Origin of the sequence: Corynebacterium sp. CCUG 51687, from assembly GCF_024453995.1 — a bacterium.
Lineage (GTDB): Bacteria > Actinomycetota > Actinomycetes > Mycobacteriales > Mycobacteriaceae > Corynebacterium > Corynebacterium pseudogenitalium.
Genome location: NZ_JAGPYT010000016.1, coordinates 14,462 through 35,511, shown reverse-complemented (window position 1 = coordinate 35,511; position 21,050 = coordinate 14,462). Strand labels below are relative to the sequence as shown.

23 protein-coding genes are annotated in these 21,050 nt (G+C 62.5%); 7 read left to right on the top strand and 16 right to left on the bottom strand.

Annotated elements, in window-relative coordinates:
• Positions 1-246: 246 nt before the first annotated feature.
• From KBX13_RS10985 to KBX13_RS10975, 3 genes are read right to left on the bottom strand one after another with little or no spacing between them, the layout of a single operon-like run.
• A complete protein-coding gene (locus KBX13_RS10985; RefSeq protein WP_256022185.1) occupies positions 247-1,263 on the bottom strand; it encodes a hypothetical protein in 1,017 nt (338 codons plus the stop codon).
• Entirely contained in the window at positions 1,264-2,013 is a 750-nt protein-coding gene (locus KBX13_RS10980; protein WP_256022184.1) for an ABC transporter ATP-binding protein, read from the bottom strand.
• Positions 2,010-2,387: a GntR family transcriptional regulator gene (locus tag KBX13_RS10975; RefSeq protein WP_070361735.1), complete on the bottom strand. Its 378-nt coding sequence runs from the start codon at positions 2,385-2,387 to the stop codon at positions 2,010-2,012. Before KBX13_RS10975 ends, KBX13_RS10980 begins: the two co-directional genes overlap by 4 nt.
• A 178-nt stretch (positions 2,388-2,565) precedes the next feature.
• Between KBX13_RS10975 and KBX13_RS10970 the strand changes: the two genes are divergently transcribed.
• Positions 2,566-3,819 (top strand): NYN domain-containing protein, encoded by a 1,254-nt coding sequence (locus KBX13_RS10970; protein ID WP_256022182.1) that lies wholly within the window; start codon positions 2,566-2,568, stop codon positions 3,817-3,819.
• Between the two features lie 182 nt (positions 3,820-4,001).
• On the opposite strand, the gene KBX13_RS10965 is transcribed toward KBX13_RS10970, so the two are convergent.
• Both KBX13_RS10965 and trxA read right to left on the bottom strand, forming a co-directional pair.
• Entirely contained in the window at positions 4,002-4,739 is a 738-nt protein-coding gene (locus KBX13_RS10965) for a PspA/IM30 family protein (protein ID WP_256022181.1), read from the bottom strand.
• Positions 4,739-5,113, bottom strand: a complete 375-nt coding sequence (gene trxA / locus KBX13_RS10960; protein WP_256022179.1) for a thioredoxin — start codon at positions 5,111-5,113, stop codon at positions 4,739-4,741. The genes KBX13_RS10965 and trxA overlap by 1 nt, the downstream gene beginning before the upstream one ends.
• Before the next feature lie 93 nt (positions 5,114-5,206).
• Here trxA and KBX13_RS10955 point away from each other — a divergent pair, with 93 nt between their 5' ends.
• Both KBX13_RS10955 and KBX13_RS10950 read left to right on the top strand, forming a co-directional pair.
• The gene (locus tag KBX13_RS10955) at positions 5,207-5,407 is read left to right on the top strand and encodes a heavy-metal-associated domain-containing protein (protein WP_071565750.1); all 201 of its coding nucleotides are present in this window, start codon (positions 5,207-5,209) and stop codon (positions 5,405-5,407) included.
• Entirely contained in the window at positions 5,407-7,608 is a 2,202-nt protein-coding gene (locus KBX13_RS10950; RefSeq protein ID WP_256022178.1) for a cation-translocating P-type ATPase, read from the top strand. Before KBX13_RS10955 ends, KBX13_RS10950 begins: the two co-directional genes overlap by 1 nt.
• Here KBX13_RS10950 and KBX13_RS10945 read toward each other — a convergent pair.
• From KBX13_RS10945 to KBX13_RS10905, 9 genes are all read right to left on the bottom strand, one after another.
• Positions 7,598-7,792, bottom strand: a complete 195-nt coding sequence (locus tag KBX13_RS10945; RefSeq protein ID WP_070361729.1) for a hypothetical protein — start codon at positions 7,790-7,792, stop codon at positions 7,598-7,600. The two genes, KBX13_RS10950 and KBX13_RS10945, sit on opposite strands and share 11 nt — an antisense overlap.
• Positions 7,793-7,921: 129 nt before the next feature.
• Positions 7,922-9,394: a replicative DNA helicase gene (gene dnaB, locus KBX13_RS10940; RefSeq protein WP_256022176.1), complete on the bottom strand. Its 1,473-nt coding sequence runs from the start codon at positions 9,392-9,394 to the stop codon at positions 7,922-7,924.
• Between the two features lie 436 nt (positions 9,395-9,830).
• Positions 9,831-10,283: a 50S ribosomal protein L9 gene (gene rplI, locus KBX13_RS10935; RefSeq protein ID WP_070361727.1), complete on the bottom strand. Its 453-nt coding sequence runs from the start codon at positions 10,281-10,283 to the stop codon at positions 9,831-9,833.
• 47 nt (positions 10,284-10,330) lie between these two features.
• On the bottom strand, positions 10,331-10,900 hold the full coding sequence (locus KBX13_RS10930) for a single-stranded DNA-binding protein (protein WP_070361726.1): 570 nt from the start codon (positions 10,898-10,900) through the stop codon (positions 10,331-10,333).
• A 41-nt stretch (positions 10,901-10,941) separates the two neighbouring features.
• The gene (rpsF, locus tag KBX13_RS10925; RefSeq protein ID WP_070361725.1) at positions 10,942-11,238 is read right to left on the bottom strand and encodes a 30S ribosomal protein S6; all 297 of its coding nucleotides are present in this window, start codon (positions 11,236-11,238) and stop codon (positions 10,942-10,944) included.
• Between the two features lie 139 nt (positions 11,239-11,377).
• Complete coding sequence (locus tag KBX13_RS10920) at positions 11,378-11,566, bottom strand: hypothetical protein (protein ID WP_071573826.1); 189 nt, start codon at positions 11,564-11,566, stop codon at positions 11,378-11,380.
• Positions 11,494-13,008, bottom strand: coding sequence for a glycosyltransferase family 87 protein (locus tag KBX13_RS10915; RefSeq protein ID WP_256022175.1), 1,515 nt, complete (start codon positions 13,006-13,008; stop codon positions 11,494-11,496). The genes KBX13_RS10920 and KBX13_RS10915 overlap by 73 nt, the downstream gene beginning before the upstream one ends.
• A gap of 10 nt (positions 13,009-13,018) precedes the next feature.
• On the bottom strand, positions 13,019-15,208 hold the full coding sequence (locus KBX13_RS10910) for a transglycosylase domain-containing protein (RefSeq protein ID WP_256022173.1): 2,190 nt from the start codon (positions 15,206-15,208) through the stop codon (positions 13,019-13,021).
• 63 nt (positions 15,209-15,271) lie between these two features.
• A complete protein-coding gene (locus KBX13_RS10905) occupies positions 15,272-15,634 on the bottom strand; it encodes a DUF5318 family protein (RefSeq protein WP_084028643.1) in 363 nt (120 codons plus the stop codon).
• Positions 15,635-15,731: 97 nt separating this feature from the next.
• On the opposite strand from KBX13_RS10905, the gene KBX13_RS10900 reads away from it, so the two are divergent.
• Genes KBX13_RS10900 through KBX13_RS10890 form a run of 3 tightly spaced genes read left to right on the top strand, consistent with a single transcriptional unit; the run spans position 15,732 to position 17,640 of the window.
• Positions 15,732-16,181 carry a MarR family winged helix-turn-helix transcriptional regulator gene (locus tag KBX13_RS10900; RefSeq protein WP_070361721.1) on the top strand — a complete coding sequence of 150 codons (450 nt, stop codon included), beginning with the start codon at positions 15,732-15,734 and terminating at the stop codon, positions 16,179-16,181.
• 14 nt (positions 16,182-16,195) lie between these two features.
• Positions 16,196-17,155 (top strand): universal stress protein, encoded by a 960-nt coding sequence (locus KBX13_RS10895; RefSeq protein ID WP_071573823.1) that lies wholly within the window; start codon positions 16,196-16,198, stop codon positions 17,153-17,155.
• A gap of 2 nt (positions 17,156-17,157) precedes the next feature.
• On the top strand, positions 17,158-17,640 hold the full coding sequence (locus KBX13_RS10890) for a hypothetical protein (protein WP_252931367.1): 483 nt from the start codon (positions 17,158-17,160) through the stop codon (positions 17,638-17,640).
• On the opposite strand, the gene KBX13_RS10885 is transcribed toward KBX13_RS10890, so the two are convergent.
• Complete coding sequence (locus tag KBX13_RS10885; protein WP_256022172.1) at positions 17,603-18,511, bottom strand: rhodanese-related sulfurtransferase; 909 nt, start codon at positions 18,509-18,511, stop codon at positions 17,603-17,605. The two genes, KBX13_RS10890 and KBX13_RS10885, sit on opposite strands and share 38 nt — an antisense overlap.
• 10 nt (positions 18,512-18,521) lie before the next feature.
• Positions 18,522-20,015, bottom strand: a complete 1,494-nt coding sequence (locus tag KBX13_RS10880; protein WP_070363408.1) for a DUF1846 domain-containing protein — start codon at positions 20,013-20,015, stop codon at positions 18,522-18,524.
• Positions 20,016-20,252: 237 nt separating this feature from the next.
• On the opposite strand from KBX13_RS10880, the gene KBX13_RS10875 reads away from it, so the two are divergent.
• A complete protein-coding gene (locus tag KBX13_RS10875) occupies positions 20,253-21,047 on the top strand; it encodes an Fpg/Nei family DNA glycosylase (RefSeq protein ID WP_256022170.1) in 795 nt (264 codons plus the stop codon).
• Positions 21,048-21,050 lie beyond the last annotated feature (3 nt).

Sequence of the window (21,050 nt, the reverse complement as noted above, 5' to 3'; positions counted from 1 at the left end):
CACAAAACACAGTGGCGCATTCAAAGCGACGAAGATTGACACTAACAAAACATTCTCAACAACGCAAACACGCGCCGTATCACAGAACCTATTTCATTATGTCGGCCAGCGGTAGTTTTCCTAACCGCCATCTCACCAACCAACTCTTCAAAGAGTCTGTCTGGCGGGGCGTTGTCGGTCTCGCTGACTCACATAAAGTTACACACACACCAACAACAACACAAATCGCCAGGCCAGAGGTTATTTTTACAACTTCATATCAGGGTTCTTTTGGGCGCCATTTGCGCGCCCCGTGACGTACAGTGCGAGCGTCACAAGTGCTAACAACAACGCACATCCGGCCACCATCACCGCTCCTTTCCAAGGCACGGGGTCACGGAGGAATTGCCAGAGAATCATGACGGCCATGAACGTCACCAGTTGGTTGCGTCCCCAGGCCAACGGGATCGCAAGTCCAGTGAGGATCAAGATGAACGTTGCCCAGAGGGGCACGGTGGGCAGGGTGTGGGCGTCGAGAAGTGTAGGAAGGGTACGCAGCGCAACGTAGATCCCCGCGGCCACCGCCGCTGCACCCAGTTCATGCAGAGCCCACGTGCGACGGGGAATGCCGTACGCTCGGGCCGTCGTCGGCGAGCTTGTGCCCCAAGAATAGATAGCCGCGAAGCAACCGAAAAGGAAAAGGTCAGGGATGGTTGCGACGAACGGTATCCATGTTTTGTCGGCGAACGAGCGCACCGCAAACTGCACGGCGACCGAGCCAAGGCCAAAGGCCACGGCCAAGAGGAGCGGCTGTTTCCAGAAGAGTTGGAAGATGAGGGGCTGGTCCAGACGCAGCCCCATGATGGCCGAACCGTTGTCGGAAGAGTTGAGTTCTTCGCCGGTGGTGGAGTCGTTAGCTAAGTATAGGGCAAGCCAGCCGGTGACCAGTGCGATGGCGAGCAGGCCGTACAGCGATGGGCTCACGATCAGCGTCGGGATGCAAAGTACGGCCCAGACCACGAGGGCGGCGCGGCGCTTGTACGCGAGGGCGCGCTTGCGGTTCATCCCATAGGAGCGAAAAACGTCCGATTCGGGGATGAAGGTCGCGTAGAGGAGGAGCGAGGAGAATGTCGCGGCTGTAATGACCAGCGGGACGCTGCCCAACCAGTCGGCAAAGATGGTCGCTGCGCCCATGAGCAGGCCGAAGAGTGTCATCCAGAAGCGCCATTTGGAGCCTGCGAACATTTGGGCGCGGAAGAAGCCGGGGCGGACAAAGGTCTGCATTTAGCTCACCTCCAGGAGGTGCTCGATGACGTCGCCGAAATCGACAGGTCGCAGGGGGTTGCTCAGGTCGAGGCGCTCGGCGTGGGCGTCGGCATCGTCGGCGGTCACGTGCGCGCTGACCTTGCCGTCGCGCCCCAGCACCAGGGCGCTGCTCAGAATTTTCGACGCCTCTTCGATATGGTGCGTGGCCATCACGAATGTGCGCCCGCCCTCGGCGACGTCGAGGAGGTGACGGTAGAACACGTTGGTGTTGTGGACGTCGAGGCCGACGTAGGGTTCGTCGAGAAGCGTGAGCTCGGCGCCAGAGGCGATGCCGACAATGTTGCCGACCATCGCGCGCTGGCCGCGCGACATCTTGCTGTACGTGGTGCCGAGCGCCTCGCCGAGGTCGAAGTCGTCGATGAGGCGGCGCGCGAGCCCATCGTCCCAGTTCGGGTACCGCAGCTGCGCGCCCTTGAGAATGTCCTTGCCGCTCCAGCTCGCCGGGTAGCCGACGTCGACGCCGGTGAGCGCGACGCGGTCCATCACCGCTGCGTTATCGAACGGAGCCAGGCCGAACACCTCGACGGCGCCGCCGGAGGACTTCAGTTGGCCCGCGACGATCTGCAACAACGTCGACTTACCGACGCCATTTCGCCCCAGCAGCCCGTGGATACCACCAGACGGCAGGTCGAAGGACACCCCGTTGAGGACGTGCTTCTTACCAAAGTGCTTCTCTAGCCCATCGACGCGGATAATCATGGCGTTCATTGATACATTCCTCTACTTTCTGCTACTCGATGTACAAGGTCGATCAAGTCGTCGCGGCTCAGGCCGACGCGGACGGCTTCGTCGATAAGAGGGGCGACGAACGTACCCGGGAACGCTTCCCGGCGGGTTTCCAGGATCCGTTCGCGCGCGTCCGGGGTGACGAACATCCCGAGGCCGCGGCGCTTCTCGAGGACCTGGGCGTCGACAAGTAAGCCGAGGCCCTTGCGCGCTGTCGCGGGGTTGATGTTGTGGAAGGCTGCGAGCTCGTTTGTCGACGGCGCCCGCTCGCCCGACTTCAGCGTCCCGTCGACGATGAGGTCCTCCACCAACTTCGCGATCTGCACGAAGAGTGGCTCTGAATCCCCAACCACCATTTCTCCCTTCGAGCTCGTTGGTTAGTTACTGCACTAACTAACTATAGAACCGTGGTCAGGTAGCTCGCAAGGACCCCTACGAAATTTCTTGAACTACTAGCATGAGTAGGCACACAAACATATGTAGCCTTGTGATGAAAAGAATTTAACGACAATAAAGAATCGGAATTTAGGAGCCATGCTTGAACGCACACTGGTGTTCGTCGACACTTCTTACCTACTGGCGAGCTTTTACAACTCATGGGAAATCGGCGCGCGAGCACAATTAGAAATCGACTTACCCGAGGTAGTCGCCAACCTCGGAGTCATGATCAGCCACCAACTCCACCAACCCATCCACCGTCAAATGTGGTACGACGGCATCCCCGACTCCGGACCCCACCGCTACCAGCGCGCCCTGCGCTCCTGCGACGGGGTCCAACTCCGCACGGGGCAACTCATCGAATGGGGTGAGCGGCGCACCCAAAAAGGCGTCGACACCCGACTCGTCGCCGACCTGGTCATCAACGCAACACGTGGCCAGTTCAGCGACTTCGTCCTTGTCTCCGGCGACGCCGACATGATCCCAGGCGTCGAAGAAGCCACCAACAACGGCGTACGCGTCCACCTCTACGGATTCGGCTGGGACTCCATGTCCTCCGCCCTCCGCCACGCCTGCGACACCACCACCATCCTCGACCCACGCGAAGACTTCGCAGACTCCATGCAACTCCGCGTCCTCGAAGGGCCCCTCCCACCAAGCATCCGGGAACGCCCGATCGCCGACGCCGAACCCGTCGAAGACAACCAAGGCCCCACCGAAGTGCCCGGCCTGGGACCCGACCCACTCGCTGCGCCGGAGGAGCCTGCTGCTGAGGAGCCCGCTTCAGACGAGCCGGTCGATCCACCGGCCGCGGAAACCCCAGTTACCCCGGCGGTCCCGCCGACCCCATCGCCTGCCGATATGCCAAAGCCCGGCCCAAAGCCTGGCCCGGTCCCCACGGAACCACCGACACCGGTCAAGTCGGCAGAGCCTGCAACACCTGCCGAGGACCCGAAGCCGGAAACCATCTCCGACGAGGACACCGACGACGTACCGGCCCCCAAACCGGCACCGAAGCCGTCGATGATGGCACCGCGCCGCAAACTCCGCTCCCGCTACGTCCCACTGCCAGAAGAAGTCTGGACGTCCTCCGGCTTCCAAACCCCCTACGACGTGGGACAACAGTACGCAGCTTGGTGGTTCGAGAACGCCGCATCCAGCGAACAGCGCGACAAGGCCCACATGCTTTCCGGCGGCGGGCTACCACCGGAGATCGATAGGCCACTGCTCCAGTTCGCCTGCGAAACCCTGCACGAATACACCCTGACGGAAACCCAGCGCGTCAACCTTCGCGACGGCTTCCACTCCGGCATCCGCGGCGTACTCATCAATATTCGCCGCGAAAGCTAACACACTTTCGAGACAGCAAGGCCCCTGTCCGACACATTCAGGTCGGGCAGGGGCGTTCTTTTTGCGTTGTGCGCTGCGGTTTTTCTAAATGTGAGCAACAGGATTGTAGTAATCCCCATTTCGAACGTATTTTCGGGGAATACTACAATCTTGTTACTACAGTTTGCGGCGCTGAGGTTTTCCTAGTCCTTGTTGTCCTCGATTTCCTTCGGGGCCTCGGAAGAGGACGAAGCCGACTTGCCGCCGGAAAGCTCAGCGCGGATCTGATCCAGGCGGGCGCTGGCGGCGACGTCGTTGCCGGCTGACTCGATTTCGGTCATCCGGTCGGTCATGGAGGACTTGGCCAGCTCCTGCTCGCCGAGCGCCTGGGAGTAGCGGCGTTCGATCTTGTCCCGGACGCCGTCGAGGGTCGGGACGTTGTCGTTGCCACCGAACTGGTTCATGGAGTCCATGGTTGCGGTGGTCTGCTCTTGCATTTTCGCCTGGTCAAGCTGGGACTCCAGCTGGGAGACCTGGGCGAGCTGCTCCTGCAGGCGCGCCTCTGATTCCTTCTGCTTCGCTTGGGCTTCCTGCGCGGCTTGCTCGGCGGAGGCGTAGGCCTGCTTGGTTTGCTCGAGTTCCTGCTCGACGGACACCAGTTGGGTGGCGATGACCTCTGCGGCGGCGTCGTCGTTTGTTTGGAGGGCGGTTTTGGTCTTCGCCTCAAGGTCCTGCTGGGACTTCAGCAGGCGGTCCAGTTTCATGCTGAGCTGGTTGCGGTTGCCAATGATGGCGGCTGCGTGCTCAGTGATTTCCTGGTGCTGCTTCTTGGCGGCGGCGACGGCCTGCTGGATTTGCACCTTCGGGTCGGCGTTTTCGTCGATCTTGGTGTCGAAGGACTGCATCATGTACTTCCAGCCCTTCACGAATGGGTTTGCCATTACTGCTCCTCCTCAGCGTTTTGGGCCTCGACCTGGCGGCGGACCTCATCCATATCGAGTGCTTTGACCTGCTCGACGAGGTCGTTGAATGCGGACTCCGGCAGGGCACCGGCTTCGCGGTAGACCATGATCCCGTCGCGGAACACCATGAGCGTCGGGATTGCCTGGATATCCAGGGCGACCGCTACCTGCTGGTATTCCTCGGTGTTGAGCTTCGCGAAGGTCACATCCGGGTGCTTCTCGGAGACCTTTTCGTAAACAGGCGCGAATTGGCGGCAGGGGCCGCACCAGGACGCCCAGCAGTCGACGATGACAATGCCCTCTCCGAGAACGGTTTCCTGGAATGTTTCCTCAGTGAGGTCGGTTGTGGCCATTAGGTAGCTCCTTTTCGTTTTTTGCTAGATTGGCGGCTATTAATGCAACACTAACAAGTGCGGGGCGTTTCCCGCAGGAAGGAAGGAAGTATTATGGCAACGCAAACATTCCAGGTTGAGGGCATGAGCTGCGGGCACTGCGAGCTCAGCATCCAGGAAGAGGTCGGGGAGATCCCGGGCGTGACCTCGGTGAACGCTGATCACACAACCGGCAAGGTTGTGGTTGAGGGCGCAGAGGTGAGCAGGGAGGACGTCGATAAGGCGGTTGAGGAAGCGGGGTTCAAGCTGCTCTAATGTCGAATGCACAGATAGAACTCGGCGTTTCGGGCATGACGTGTACGTCGTGCTCGTCGCGGGTGCAGCGGAAGCTGAACAAGATGGAGGGGGTCGAGGCGTCGGTGAACTTTTCGACGGAAACCGCCTCCGTCGAGTACGATCCGACGCTCGCTGACCCTGATGCGTTGATCACGACGATCCGGAACGCGGGCTACGATGCGTTCACGTTCACTGATGCCGACGAGCCGCTTGCCGACGCCCCCTCCGAACCTGAGCGCGACACCCTCTTGTGGACCATCGTGTGGTCCGCGGTGGTGTCGCTGCCGGTGATGCTGGTGTCGATGATTCCGGCGTTGCAGTTCACGTACTGGCAGTGGGCGGCGTTTGCTGCCACGACCCTGGTGTATTTCTCGGCAGGGTCGCTGTTCCACCGCAATGCCCTGTTGAACTTGCGTCACGGCAGCATGACCATGGATACCCTGATTTCCATGGGCACCACGGCCGCCTACGGGTGGTCGATCTATGCGCTGTTCTTCGGCAACGCGGGCAAACCGGGCATGAAAATGCACATGAGCCTGGTGCCGAACGCGGCAGCGATGGACGAGGTCTATCTGGAGACGGTATGCGTCGTTATCACATTCTTGCTGCTTGGGCGCTGGTTCGAGCATCGCGCGAAGGGGCGTAGCTCCGAGGCGTTGCGCAACCTGCTGCAGATGGGTGCGAAGGACGCGACGGTGCTGCGCGACGGCGTGGAGACGCGCGTGCCGATCGCCGACGTAAAGGTCGGCGACACGTTCGTGGTGCGCCCGGGCGAGAAGGTCGCGACGGACGGCACGGTGGTCGAGGGACAGTCGGCGATCGACGCCTCGATGCTCACCGGCGAATCTGTTCCTGTCGACGTCAAGGAAGGCGACGACGTCACCGGCGCAACCCTGAACACGCACGGCCGACTGCTTGTGCAGGCAACGCGCGTTGGTTCGGACACGACGCTCGCGCAGATGGGCCAACTGGTCAAGGACGCGCAGGCAGGCAAGGCGCCGGTAGAGCGGCTGGTGGACAAGATCGCGCAGATCTTCGTCCCGACCGTGATCGCTATCTCGGCATTTTCCCTGGTGGCGCACCTGCTGTTGAGCTATAGCGTGGCCGCTGCGTTCACAGCGGCGGTGGCGGTGCTGATCATCGCGTGCCCGTGCGCGCTTGGCCTAGCCACCCCGACCGCCATCCTGGTGGGCACCGGGCGCGGCGCTGAGCTCGGGTTGTTGATCCGCGGCCCGGAGATCCTGGAATCCACCCGCCAGGTGGACACCATCGTGATGGACAAGACCGGCACCGTCACCACCGGCCAAATGACCGTGGTTGACGCGAATGGCAGCAGCGACGCCGTCGCGCTCGCCGCCGCGGTGGAGGCGCACTCGGAGCACCCGATCGCCCGCGCCATCACCGCTTACGCCCAGGACGCTCCCTCTGCGGACGTTCCCGAGTCCGTCACCGACTTCCGGAACGAGCCGGGCATCGGCGCCAGCGCGACCGTTGACGGCAAGCACGTCCGGGTGGGGCGCCCAACGGTTGACCTCGGCGAATACCAGGACGCCTTCGAGTCCATGGAGGCGACTGGCGCGACCGTTGTCGCCGTCGAGGTCGACGGCGTGCTTGAAGGGGTTATTGCGGTGCGCGACGCCGTGAAGGAAGACTCCCGGGTGGGCGTCGAAAAGCTGAAGGAGCTGGGGCTCGAGCCGCACCTGCTCACGGGCGACAACCGCGCGACCGCGCTCGCCGTGGCGAAGGAAGTGGGTATCGACGCCGCCAACGTCACCGCCGGCGTGCTCCCCGCTGACAAAGTCGAGCTGGTACGCAGCCTGCAGGACGCGGGCAAACGCGTGGCGATGATCGGTGACGGCGTGAACGACGCGGCGGCGCTCGCGCAGGCCGACCTTGGCATGGCGATGGGTGCGGGAACCGACGTGGCCATCGAGGCCTCCGACATCACCCTGATGAATAACTCGCTGGTCAGCGCCGCCGACGGCATCCGCCTGTCGCGCGCGACGCTGCGCACCATCAAAGGCAACCTGTTCTGGGCCTTTGCTTACAACGTGGTGCTCATCCCCGTGGCAGCCATCGGGCTGCTCAACCCCCTGCTCGCAGGCATAGCGATGGCATTTTCATCCGTGTTCGTGGTGACGAACTCGCTGCGGCTACGCCGCTTCCGCGCTACGCGCTAAACAGGCCGCGGAGGCGGTGCAGGACACCGCTCGGCTGGGAGGTGGCGGCCAGCTCGTCGATGCTGCGGGGGAGGTTCAGCAGCATCGTCGAATCCTGGTTCTTCGCGACGGTAATACGTTCCTCTAATTGGGCCACCGTGTGGGCGCACGCGGACGGTGCGTCGTGCATCATTCGGACAGACATTGTGACTTTTCCTTCGTTCGTAACTGTGTTAGGCCACAATGCTAGCCAGAAACGCGCAGCGTGTCATGCATGGCGAGCCAACCCTAAGCAAGGGCAGCCTTGGCTGTCCACCCCCGGACGGGTGCAGGATTAGCCGTGCGCCATGTTCACGAAGCGCGAGTAGTGCAGCTGGTGCGCAACCGGAATCGTGTCGATTGGTCCACCGCGGTGCTTCGCCACGATGATGTCCGCCTCACCGGCGCGCTCGTCGTCACGGTCTTGGGAATCCGGGCGGTACAGCAGGAAGACCATATCCGCGTCCTGCTCCAGGGAGCCGGATTCGCGGAGGTCGGCGAGCTGCGGCTTCTTGTCTGTGCGGGCCTCGGGGCCACGGTTGAGCTGCGAGATCGCGATCACCGGTACCTCGAGCTCCTTCGCCAATAGCTTCAGGTTACGGGAGAACTCGGAGACCTCCTGCTGGCGCGACTCCACTCGCTTGCCGGAGCTCATCAGCTGCAGGTAGTCCAGCACGATCAGGTCGAGGCCCTGCTGCTGCTTCAACCGGCGCGCCTTCGAGCGGATCTCCATCATGGTGAGGTTGGGGGAGTCGTCGATAAATAGTGGGGCGTCCTGGATCTCCTCGAGACGACGGGTGAGCTTCTCCCAGTCCTGTTCCCCCATCTGGCCGGAGCGCATCGAGGACAGCTTGATCTCCGTTTCGGCGGAGAGCATGCGCATGATGATTTCGGACGCGCTCATTTCCAGCGAGAAAATCACTGAGGTCTTGCCCTGCTGGATTGAGCAGGAGCGCATGAAGTCCAGCGCCAGCGTCGACTTACCGACGCCCGGGCGGGCAGCGATGATGATCATCTGGCCCGCGTGCAGGCCGTTGGTGAGTTTATCCAGGTCGATGAAGCCGGTCGGCACGCCCTGCTCCAGGCCACCGCCCTGCGCGATGGCCGCGAGCTCGTCGACGGTGTCCTGCAGCAGGTCGCCGAGCACCTTGTAGTCCTCGCCAGCGTTCTTGCGGGAGATCTGGAAGAGCTCCTGCTGAGCGCGGTCCACGACCGCGTCGATCTCCATGCCGTCTTCGCCCTCATAGCCGAGCTGCACAACGTGCGTACCGGCATTGACCAGCTGGCGGAGGATCGACTTCTCCTCGACGATCTCCGCGTAGTAGCGGGCGTTGGCGGCCGTCGGCACCTCGGAGATGAGCGTGTGTAGGTAGGGGGCGCCGCCGACACGCTCAAGCTCGTTGTTGCGGTCCAGCTGGCCTGCGACGACCACCGCGTCAATGTCGGATCCGTGCGAGTACAGGTCCGTGATCGTCCTGTACACCAGCTGGTTCGCCGGGAAGTAGAAGTCTTCCGGGCGCAACGCGTCCGAAACGTCAGTGATGACGTCCTGGTTGAGCAGCATGGCGCCAAGCACGGAACGCTCCGCGCGCTCGTCGTGCGGGGGCTGGCGGTACTCCTTCAGGTCCTTGCGGCCCCGGTTAAAGTTCGACGACCCGCCGTCCCACTGGCGTGGCTCCGGTGGCACCGAGGACTCCGGAGGCTCCGGTGGTGGAACGTAGTCGTCGTCAAAATCGTCGAAGCTCGCGGCACTCGAGTTCTCAGCCATGCAGCACCCTTTACCCTTTCGTGTTGCACAACAGCGTACCGGATACCCCAGACATTCACGTACCGCCAGTTGAGTTATCCACAGGGGCTGTGAATAGTTTTCCATTGTGCCTGGGATCTATCCACAGGGGGTGTGCACAACGTGTGGAGAGTGTGTGGAAAAGCCATCGAAGGCGCGCCCTACAGCAACCTCTTCGCAGGTCACACCACTTTTATTCAAGACGATACTCATTGGCACCCCCGGTGGATAACCCGCTACCAGCCGGTTTGACTAGGCGCTTGCGGTGCGCTAGATACACCGTCACATGAGGGGCACACCGCCTCGCTGTGGAGAGTTATCCACAAGCGCAGGTAGGCAAACGAAAACGGGCCCCGCTCCTCACAAGCGGGACCCGTTCTCAAGCTGTTGTCGTTGGACTACCTATCGGTAATCGTCGTTATTTGCTAACGACCTCGAAGTTCACTTTGCCTTCCACGCTGTCGTGGAGGTTCACCTTGACCTGGTATCCACCGGTCTTGGTAACAAGGCCCTTCGGTACATTGATGCGGCGCTTGTCCAGGGATGGACCGCCGGCTGCCTTGACAGCTGCTGCGATGTCGCCAGGCTTGACGGAGCCGAACAGCTTGCCCTTTTCGGAGGTGCGCACTGGCACCTTCACGCCGGTCAGCTGGTCGAGCTGATCACGCAGCTCCTTTGCGTGGTCCAAGTCGCGGACCTCGCGCTCCTTCTGTACACGCTGAATATCACGGATCTGCTTCTCTGCACCGCGGGTGGCTGGGATAGCCAGGCCACGTGGGAGCAGGAAGTTACGGCCATAGCCGCCCTTGACCTCGACGATCTCGCCTGCCTCGCCAAGGTTATCAACGGCAGCGGTGAGGATCAGTTTCATGAATCCTAACCTTCCTTGAGTTGAAAATGCTTATGTGTGGGAAATGCTTAGAACGGGGGCTCGTCGTCCATCCCGCCGAATCCACCGGCAGGTGGAGCGGAATTCCACGGATCGTTTTGCGGCTGCGACTGCTGTGCCTGCTGCTGTTGCTGTGCAGGCTGCTGCGGCGCCTGACCAAACCCACCCATGTTCTGAGGCTGCTGCTGTTGCTGTTGCTGCTGTGGGCGACCGTAACCCGAGTTGCCCTCGCGTGGCGTGCGCTGCACGTTCGCGGTGGCGTACTTCAGGGACGGGCCTACCTCATCAACTTCGACCTCAAACACGGTGCGGTTTTCACCCTCGCGGGTCTGGTAGGAGCGCTGCTTCAGGCGACCGTTGACGATAACGCGCATACCCTTGGTGAGGGACTCCGCGACGTTCTCCGCCATCTGACGCCAGCAGTTACAGGTCAAAAACAGGGCCTCGCCGTCTTCCCACTGATTCGTGTCGCGGTTGAACTGGCGTGGCGTGGAAGCGATGCGGAAGTTCGCTACCGCTGCACCACTTGGAATAAACCGCAGTTCCGGGTCCGCAACCAGGTTGCCGACGACGGTGATCGGTGTATCGCCTTGTGCCATTGTTTTGACTCCTTCGTTTCCGTGGTTCCGAAAGCCGTTCTTTACTTGTCGGTTCGCAGAACCTTGGTGCGCAGCACTGATTCGCTCAGGCTCAGCACACGATCGAGCTCTTGGACGGTATCTGCTGCGCATTCAAGATTGATGACAGCGTAGATGCCCTCTTCCTTCTTGTTGATTGGGTACGCAAGACGCTGCTTGCCCCACACATCAACGTTTTCTACCTTGCCGTTTTCCTTACGGACGATCTCGAGGAACTTGTCCAGGGACGGGGCAACGGTGCGTTCATCCTGCTGTGGATCGAGGATGATCATTACTTCGTAGTGACGCACGGACCTCATCACCTCCTATGGTCTAGATTTGAATGTTTTCGGCCGCCGCATTGTGCGGTGGCAGGAGGGTCGTTGCGTCAAGCAACCCCACCAGCGTACCCCACCCGTTACGCTGGGCAAAATACTTCTCGACGCCCCCCTCCCCGCCCTACTGCGGATTGGGCACGGCTACGAAGACCGCGAGGATCACCGGAATGACGGTGATGAAGACAAAAGCGGCTAGCCCGTAGCCGACGGCGCGGGGGATTTCTTGACGGTTCGTCGCTACGAACGCTGCGGCGATGAAACCGAATCCGACTGCGATTGAGGCGATTCCGGTAACTGTTGCGGATCCCATGCTGGCTCCTTCCAATCTTCAGGGGTAGTCAGAAGCGGGTCGTGGCCGTTGTGTGCGGCAGCAACTTTATCCTCGCGCTTGCCAAACATCTGCTGGATAACCAGCACCATAATGGCGATGATGAGTGCGTCGCGGGAGATGATGACGGTGTCCAGCAGCGCGCCCGGGGCGCCCTTTTGGTCCTCGCCCATCATGTGCCACATCAGCACTGGCCACACCATCATGTCCACGGTCATCCAGGTCAGCAGCAGGCGCCAGTACGGCAGGGCAAGGACAGCGGGAACGATGAACCAGATGGAGTACTGGGGGCTCCACACCTTGTTGAAGAGGAGGAAGAAGCCGACGATGAGCACGAACAGTTCGGCGACGCGCGGGGTGCGCGGCGCCTTCAGGCCAAGCACGAGGACGGCTGCGCAGCCTGCGAGGAAGAGCACCAGCGTAACCGTGTTCAGGATGACGGGGGCGCCTTCGCCACTGTCGAATCCGCTCCAGCCGAAGACGCGGTTGATCACGGCGTAGATCGTGGTCCACTCCCAGCCGCGGTCGGTGTTCAGGCGGTTGAACTCGTTCCATGCCTCCGGGTTGTGCAGGTACACCGGCAGGTTCACCGCGACCCAGGTCAGAGCCGTGGTGGCAACCATCTTGAGGAAGGGCACGAAGTTCCGCTTCCGGATGGCCAACACCAGGTATGCGCCGAGGATAAACAGCGGCCACAACTTGAACGCGGTACCGGCGCCAATCAGCACGCCTGCCAGCCAGTACTTCTTATTGCGCACGGCGAGCATCGCCGCCACCACGAAAAAGATTGAGGGGATGTCCCAGTTAGTGAACAGGTGCATGATTAGCAGCGGAGAACCGACAACGAGCAGCGTGTCCCAGATTCGGTTGCCGGCAAGCTCCGCCACCATGCGCGCCGTAACCACCCAGATGGCGGCCAGGATGAGCACTGTGACGTAGAAGTACCAACCGGACTCCGGCAGGATGCGCGAGACTGCGAAGTAGGTGTTGCGGGAGATGAACGCGCAGAACTGCTGGAACAGGCCGGCGAGCACCGGGTACTCCATGTAGCGAGTCAGGTCGCCCTCAACCCAGGAGAAGTCGTAGACGAAGCCCGGCTGGTCCAGGCCGCGGCCGCCGTACAGCGGCAGGATGTCGTTATAGCAAAAGGAGGTGTACTGGCGGTTGCCGTCCCAGTTGACCTGCATCACGCCGGCGTCGTCAAGCTTGCCCATCGCGCAGTTTGACTTTGAGAGCGCGCCGAGGCCGATGAAGACGTAGGCGAGCGCGAAAATGGTGCGCAGCGGCGTCCAGAACTTAGAGCGTCCAATTTGGGCAAAGCGCCCCATAGGTCCGCCGAGGAACTCAACCCAACCGCGGGCGGCGGGTTCGGTGAGGGCTGGCTGGACGCGATCCTTCGGGTCAGGCCACGTGGTTGCTGTCATCGTTGCTCCGTTATCCAAAGATATCGTTTATAACCTGGTCGATTGCGTCCTGTACCGGGTCCGGCCGCGGCGCGGGCGCCGGTGCTGGCGCCGGAGCCGGAGCCGGTGCGGGGGCTGGTGCCGCCGGCTGGCCAGGTCCGGCCTCGCCCGTCGGCGCGTTGGCGTCGGCGCTTGGCGACGCCGCATCAGCCGGAGCACCCGTGGTCGAATTACCGGAGAAGCCACCGTAGTAGCCGCCCAGGTTCACGCCGCCCGAGTAGGGGTTGACGCCCCAGTACACAGGGGATGCCTCAGGGAAGTACTCGAAGTCCTGGCCCTGCAGGAGGGAGTCCAGCACGTTCTTCCAAATCCGGCCTGGGGTGTCGGCGCCGAACATGTTGCCGCCGTAGGAGTTGAAGATGGCCGAGGTGTTGTCGGCAGTGCCCACCCACACGGCCACGGCGAGCTGCGGCGTCGAGCCGACGGTCCAGGCGTCCTTGTTCAGGCCGGTGTTGCCCAGCTGGGCGGTACCGGTCTTCGCGGCTGACGGACGGCCGCCGGCCAACACCGCGTTGGAGTACGGGACGACGGACTGCATCGCCTTAATCACGTTGTCGGCGACTTGCTGGGAAACACGGCGCTCCGTGTAGCCCGGGTCGAACTCGTAGAGGACCTCGCCGTAGGCGTCGGTGACGCGCTGCACGAAGTGTGTCGGGTGCGCCAGGCCGCGGTTCGTCAGCGTGGACACCGCCGTAGCCATATCGAGCACGCGGGACTGGTACTGGCCCAGCACGATGCCCTCGTAGGGCTGGCCACCGTTTTCACGCAGCGTCACCGGGATACCTGGGATGGAGCGGGCCACGCCGAGAGCTTGCGCCATGTCCGCGGTGTCCTGCGTGGTGTTATCCAGGTCATCCTGAATGCGCATGAACGCGGTGTTCGAGGAGGTGCGGGTGGCATCCAGCATGGAGATCATACCTGCGCCGCCGCCGTCCCAGTTCGTCACCACGTGGCCACCCGGCAGCGTCACAGGGGTTGCCGAGTACATCGCGTTGAGCGGGATGCCCTGCTGTAGGGCCGCGGCCAGCGCGAAGATCTTGAAGGTGGAACCGGTCTGCAGGCCTGCGTTGGCGTAGTCCCAGCCGGAGGGGTCGTCGCCACCGTAGTAGGCGCGTACTGCGCCCGTCTTCGGGTCGATGGCCACGACGCCGGTGCGGGCGTCGTCCTGCAGGAGCGAAAGCTGCTCGCGGGAAATCCGCTCAACCTCTGACTGCGAGTTCGGGTCAATCGTGGTGGTGATCTTCAAACCACGGTTGGTAAGGTCCGACTCGGAGATGCCGATGGTGGCCAGCTCCGTCATCACCTGGTTCTTAATCAGGCCGTTCGGGCCGCTCGCCTCGGTGTAGGCGGAGTAGGTCGACGGATCGCGGGTCTCCGGGTACTGCAGCCCGGCGCGCTTCGCAGGGTCGAGCTTGTTCGTCTCAACGAGCCCATCCATCACGTAGTTCCAGCGGGCTTTCGCGCCATCAGGGTTGGTCCACGGGTCGAGCTGGCTCGGTAGCTGGATGGAGGACGCAAGCACGCCGCCCTCCTCCAGCGTCAGCTCGCTGGCCGGTTTGTCGAAGAATGCGTGCGCGGCAGCCTCGATGCCGTATGCGTTGCGCCCGAAGTAGACGGTGTTGAGGTAGGCGTTGAGGATTTCTTCCTTGGTCCAAGAGTGGGTCATCTTGATGGAGTAGACGAGCTCTTTGGCCTTGCGCTCATAGGAGTGCTCATTGCCGACCAGGGCGTTCTTCACGTACTGCTGCGTAATCGTGGAGCCACCACCGGCTGATGCGTTGCCGGTAATCTGGCCGATCACGGCGCGACCGAAGCCGGTGAAGGAGAAGCCGGAGTTGTCCCAGAAGTCGCGGTCCTCGGCAGCGAGGACGGCGTTTTGCACGTCAACTGGCACCTGCTCCAGCGGGATCTGAACGCGGTTGCCCTCCGGCGGCACGATGCGAGCCAGGTCGGTTTTGCCGTCGTTAAAGTAGAGGTTTGAGATCTGCGCCGTTTCGATCTCATGCGGCTCCGGGATGTTCGCCCGCTGGTAGTTCCAGATAAACCACACAGCTGGGATGCTGGCCAGCAACACCACGAGCAGGAGCATGGCTAGGACCCATTGGCCCGTCCGCGACCGGGACTTGGATGGGGTCTTGGTTTTCTCGTCTACGTTAGTCACACATTGTCCCTGTACGATCACCTACAGAATTGCTACAGCACACACTACCCGTACCGGGCGTTTTTACCGCACTGGAGTGGCGGTCCATTCTTGCAACAAGTGGTTCCAGTGGCAGTGGGGGCACACTTCCACCTTGTGCACGGTGATTGGGCCGACCTCACCCACAAGGGTGTCAATCTCGGCCTCGCTGCGTGCGGTGCCGGTGCGACGTCCAAGCTTTTCGCTGTACACCCAGCGCACTTCTCGCAAGTCACGGCCGCAAATTGGGCAGTTTCTTTTCGACGCCTCTCCGTGATGTTCTGCGGCTGCGCGGAGGAGGAAGTCGGCGTCGCAAAGCTCTTCTCTGGGAATGTGCCCGGCGTGATAGGCGCGAAGGGCCGCCCGGCGTTGCCATTCGTGCGAAACTTCGTGCTGGTAGGTGAACATCGCCGCCATACTAGCGCAACAACATAGTTTCCTTCGCCTATGTATAGAATGATGCGTTGCACGTTTTGTTCGTCTCTTTTGTACAAGGCAGGTCCTTATGGCTGATCGTCCTGACCCGTTGGAGTTGGCACAGCGTATTCGCCCGGCGATGACGAGTTTGTATGTCGCGTATTTCCGAAATACGGAACGCTCCGACCTCACCGGCCCCCAGCTTTCGATCTTGCGTCGCCTCGAGGTGGAAGGGCCGAGCCGGATCAGCCATATCGCCACGTCAGAGGGCGTGCGGATGCCGACGGCCTCGAACACCATCAACCAGCTGGAGAAGCGCGGCCTAGTGCACCGCACGCGCTCCGCGGAGGACAGGCGCGGCGTGCTCGTCGACCTGACTGACCAGGGCAAACGCGAGCTGAGGCGAGTGGGCAAGGAGCGCACGCAGTACCTCGCGGATATGCTCGCCACGCTTGATGACGCCTCGCTGCAGCAGCTCGACGCCGCCACCGAGGCAATTAATACCCTGGCAGACGTCTACGCGAACCCGGAAAGCTAATACACTAGGTCGGTATGGCGCCACGATCTTTCTCTTCTGAACTAGCCCAGTCCTTTGAGTCTGAGCGCCCACTTCGAGTGCTCGTCGGTTGGGATGCTTCCAACTCGGAGGCGATCGAGTTCGCCGCCTGGCTGGGGCGGAGCCTGCCCGTGACGGTGCGGGTTGCGGCGTCGGTGTCGGGTTCGTGGACGAAGTCGCTGTCGTCGAAGAAGTACGACAAGTGGCTGCAGAAGCAGCGAGACACCATCAGCGAGAAGGCCACGAAGGCACTGAAGCACGAGTTGCCGCGTTCGCAGTGGGCGGACCCGGTGGCGCAGGTGCTGGAGCGCGGCAGCCTCGCGGAGTGCCTGTTCGAGATGGCGGACGGTTTCGAGGCTGATATTTTGCTGCTCGGCTCGAAGTCGAAGACGTCGAAGGGCCGTTTCCGGCCGACCTCCGACGCGGACGAGATGATGCACTCCTCCCCGCTTCCGCTGGGCCTGGCGCCGAAGGGCGTGCAGCTTTCGAAGAAGGGCATCACCCGCGTCACCTACTCGCTCATCGACTCTGGCGCGGTGCAACCGAGCTTCTCCGGCCTGGCGTACGCCACCACGCTCGCCTGCCTTCTCGACGTCCCGCTGCGCATCATCGCGTTTTCCCCCAGCGAGGGCGGCGGTTTCGACGATCAGGAAGACCAGATGGAGTGGAACGAGGCCGCCCTCGGCCTGTTGGACCGCGCACGCGACTCGGCGTTTGCTGTCGCGGAACACCTCGGGCCGGAGCACACCGAGCGTCTCGACGTCTCCACCTTCGTCGCCACCGGCAAGGGTTGGAAGAAGGCCATCGACTCGGTGAAGTGGAAGAAGGGCGACATTTTGTGCCTGGGCTCGAAGTCCTCGGGCCCGCTCAAGCGCGTGTTCGTTGGCACCCGCGAGGGCGAGTTCATCCGCTTCGCCCCCGTGCCCGTCATCGTGTACCCACGAGGGAAGCACTAACCATGGCTGACGTGTTTGACCACCCCGAAAACGATCTGCATTCCGGCGCGGACCGCTTCTCCCGCGTCCGGCCGGAACCGGCCAGCTTCGACGAGCTGGCCTTAGAGCCGGACCCGTTGGAGGTCGCGCGGCGCAACAAGGCGTCGACGAAGCAGGCGATCGCGCTTGCGGTGGTGACGGTGCTTGGCACGCTGCTGTTCGCGTGGGCACTCGCCGCCGTCGCCCGCGTGCAGGGCGGCCCCCTGTGCGAGGCTGGGGACGCGACGTGGCTGTGCACCGAGTCGTGGCGGACGTGGTGGGCCGTCGTCACCTCGATTCCGCCGGTGGCGGGCCTGCTCACCTGCGCGGTGCTGATGGTGCGCAAGCTCAACCGCTACGAGCGCTGGATCCCCTGGATGGGCGTGTTCTGGCTGCCCATCGTGCCGTTCACCATGTGGTGGCTGACGGTCACGATTGGGATGCTGGCGCTTGATGCGACGCACTAGCGCAATCAGCGCAGTACGGGTTCTCCTCCCGGCAGGCCTCGCAGCTTAAGTACTGGTGGCGGCACTCCGGCTCGTTCGCGCAGTTATAGAACATGTTCGACGGCGCCCCGCAGTGCACGCAGTGGCCCAGCTGCACGTAATCCGGATCATTCTCCGGGCCGAACTCAGTGTGCATCCGCTTATCAAACACGTACAGCGAGCCCTCCCACAGGCCCGAGTTGCCGTACTTCTCGCCGTAGCGGACGATGCCGCCGTCGATCTGGTAGACCTCGTCGAAGCCGCGGTTCTTCATCAGGCTGGACAGGATCTCGCAGCGGATACCGCCGGTGCAATAAGAGATGACTGGCTTGTCCTTCATCCAGTCGTACTTGCCGCTCTCCAGCTCCTTGATGAAGTCGTGGGTGGTTTCCACGTCCGGGACCACAGCGTTCTTAAACTTGCCGATCTCAGCCTCGCGGGCGTTGCGGCCGTCGAAAAACACAACATCCGGGTTGTTGGCCACCAGCTCGTTGACCTCCTCCGGCTTCAGGTGTGTGCCGCCCCCGACGACACCGTGCTCGTCCACCTTCAGCTCGCCCGGCGCGCCGAACGCCACGATCTCATCGCGCGCCTTGACCGACAGCTTCGGGAAGTCCTCCGCGCCGCCCTCGGACCACTTGAACTCGATGCCCCGGAAATACTCCTTCGTCTTCTTCACGTAGGTCTTGCACGCCTGAATATCTCCGCCGACGGTGCCGTTGATGCCGTCCTTGGAGATCAGGATGCGGCCGGTCAGTCCCAGGCCCTCGCAGAGGTCGCGCTGCCAGAGGCGTACCGCGTCCGGGTCCGCGATGGGCTGGAACTTGTAATACAGGAGGATCTTGCTCGTCATGCCCACGAGTTTAGCGCTTGTGGTAGAGCCCCTTCTTCCAGTACTTCGGCTCCGAGGTCACCAGCACGCCGAGGTTGCGGAAAATGCCCTCGTCGACGGAGCCGAGGATGGTGCTGGTGTGCGCGTCGCAGCCGCGCAGGTTCTTCAGCTGCTCCAGCGCCGCCGCCGCATCACTACTTGTCGACGCCGACACCGACAACGCAATGAGCACCTCATCAGTATGCAGCCGCGGGTTCACGGACCCGAGGTGGCGCGTCTTCAGCGTCTGGATCGGCTCGATGGAATCCGGCGACAGGAGGTGGACGGAGTCGTCGATCCCCGCGAGCACCTTCAAGGCGTTGAGCAGCACCGCCGCCGACGGGCCCAACAGGTCCGTGGTCTTGCCGGTCACGATGGTGCCGTCCGGCAGCTCCAGCGCAGCGCCCGGCGTGCCGGTGGTTTGTGCGACCTCCAGGGCCGGAGCGACCACCACGCGGTCCTGCGGGGTCACCTCCGCCTTGCGCATGATGTTCAGGATCCGGTCGGAGACGGTGTGGTCGGAGTCGTCGCGGCGCTCGTCCACGAGCGTCTTGTAGTAGCGGCGCACGATCTCCTGCTTCGCGGCGTGGCGGCAAGCGGCGTCATCACTGATGCAGTAGCCGGCCATGTTCACACCCATGTCCGTCGGTGACTGGTACGGCTCCTCCCCCGTCACCTCGCGCAGCAGCGCCTTGAGCAGCGGGAACACCTCAATGTCGCGGTTATAGCTGGTGACGGTCTCCCCGTAGGCGTCCAGGTGGTACTGGTCGATCACGTTGACGTCATCAAGGTCGGCCGTCGCGGCCTCGTACGCGAGGTTCACCGGGTGCGACAGCGGCAAGTTCCAGATGGGGAACGTCTCAAACTTGGCATAGCCAGCGTTAATACCGCGACGGTGCTCGTGGTAGATCTGGCTCAGGCACGTGGCCAGCTTGCCGGAGCCCGGACCCGGCGCCGTCATCACGATCAGGTCGCGGGACGTCTCCACGTACTCGTTGCGGCCGAAGCCCTCCTCGGACACGATGCGCTGCGTATCGTGCGGGTACCCGGCGATCATGTAGTGGCGCGACACTGTCAGGCCCAGACGCTGCAGCCTCTCAATGAACGCCTCCACCAGCGGGTTCTCACCCTCCAGCTGGGTCACCACCACATTCTCGACGAGGAACCCTCGCTCCCGGAACACGTCCACGAGGCGCAGCACGTCCTCCTCGTAGGAAATCCCGAGGTCCGCCCGCATCTTCTGGCGCACCACGTCACCCGCATTAAACGCGATCACGATCTCGACCTCATCCTTGATGCGGTCCAACATCGCAATCTTGTTATCCGGCGTAAACCCCGGCAGAACGCGGGAGGCATGATTGTCGTCGAAGAGCTTGCCACCCATCTCTAGGTAGAGCTTTCCCCCAATTGCTTTTCGTCGGGCCGAAATGTGCTCCGACTGCATCGCAATGTACTTATCCCGATCAAATCCAACGCTATATGGCATGGAACCTGAAGTATACCGGGCCAGCCCGCGCATCTCTATTTGTGCACGTTGGGACGGGGTTGGTTCCCGTCGACCTCTTACGGTCGACCAACCCTGGTCAGGGCGAAATCAGGTTTTTGGCGTCGAAAAGCCCCAAATTGCCGTGACCTGCATTGGTCGACGCTAAGAGGTCGACCGGAGCGGAAGCGGGTGCGCACTGTACCTTAATCGGTGAGATATAAGGAGTAGCAGAGTCCAATGCCCGAAGGCCACGTCATCCACCGCCTCGCCCGCCACCTGAACGAAACGTTCGCCGGGCAACCCATCGAGATTTCCTCCCCGCAAGGGCGTTTCGACGTCACCCCGCTCGCCGGCGCCACCCTGACGGAAGCCCGCGCGGTGGGCAAGCACCTGTTCCTGAAGTTCTCCACGGCGACGGTGCACGTGCACCTGGGCCTGATTGGCTCTTTCCGCTTTGAGCCCGCCGAGGACGTGTGGGGCCAGATCCGGCTACGCCTGGCCAACGAGGACGTGGCGGCGAACCTGCGCGGCCCGCAGTACTGCCGCTACGTCTCCCCACCGGAGGAGCAGGTGATTCTGGACCGCAGCGGCGAAGACCCCCTTGACCCGGACGCGGACCCGGAGGCGTTGTGGAAAAGGGTGCGGGCGTCGAGACGCACGATTGGGTCATTGATGATGGACCAAAAGTACTTCGCGGGCGTGGGCAATATCTATCGTGCGGAACCGCTGTTCCGCCTGGGTATTTCCCCGTTCGTGCCGGGCCGCGCGTTGGACCACGGGGAGTTCCTGCGCCTGTGGCAGGACGTGCGCGAGCTGATGGAGTACGGGGTGGAGCACGGCCGGATCGATACTGTGCGCCCCGAGCACACCCCTGAGGCGATGGGCAGGCCGCCCCGGAAGGACGACCACGGGGGTGAGGTCTACGTGTACCGCCGCGCCGGCGAGCCCTGCTTTGTGTGCGGCACGCCGATCGAGGTGCGCAAGTACGAGGGCCGCAATTTGTTCTGGTGCCCCTCCTGCCAGGCGGAATAGCGC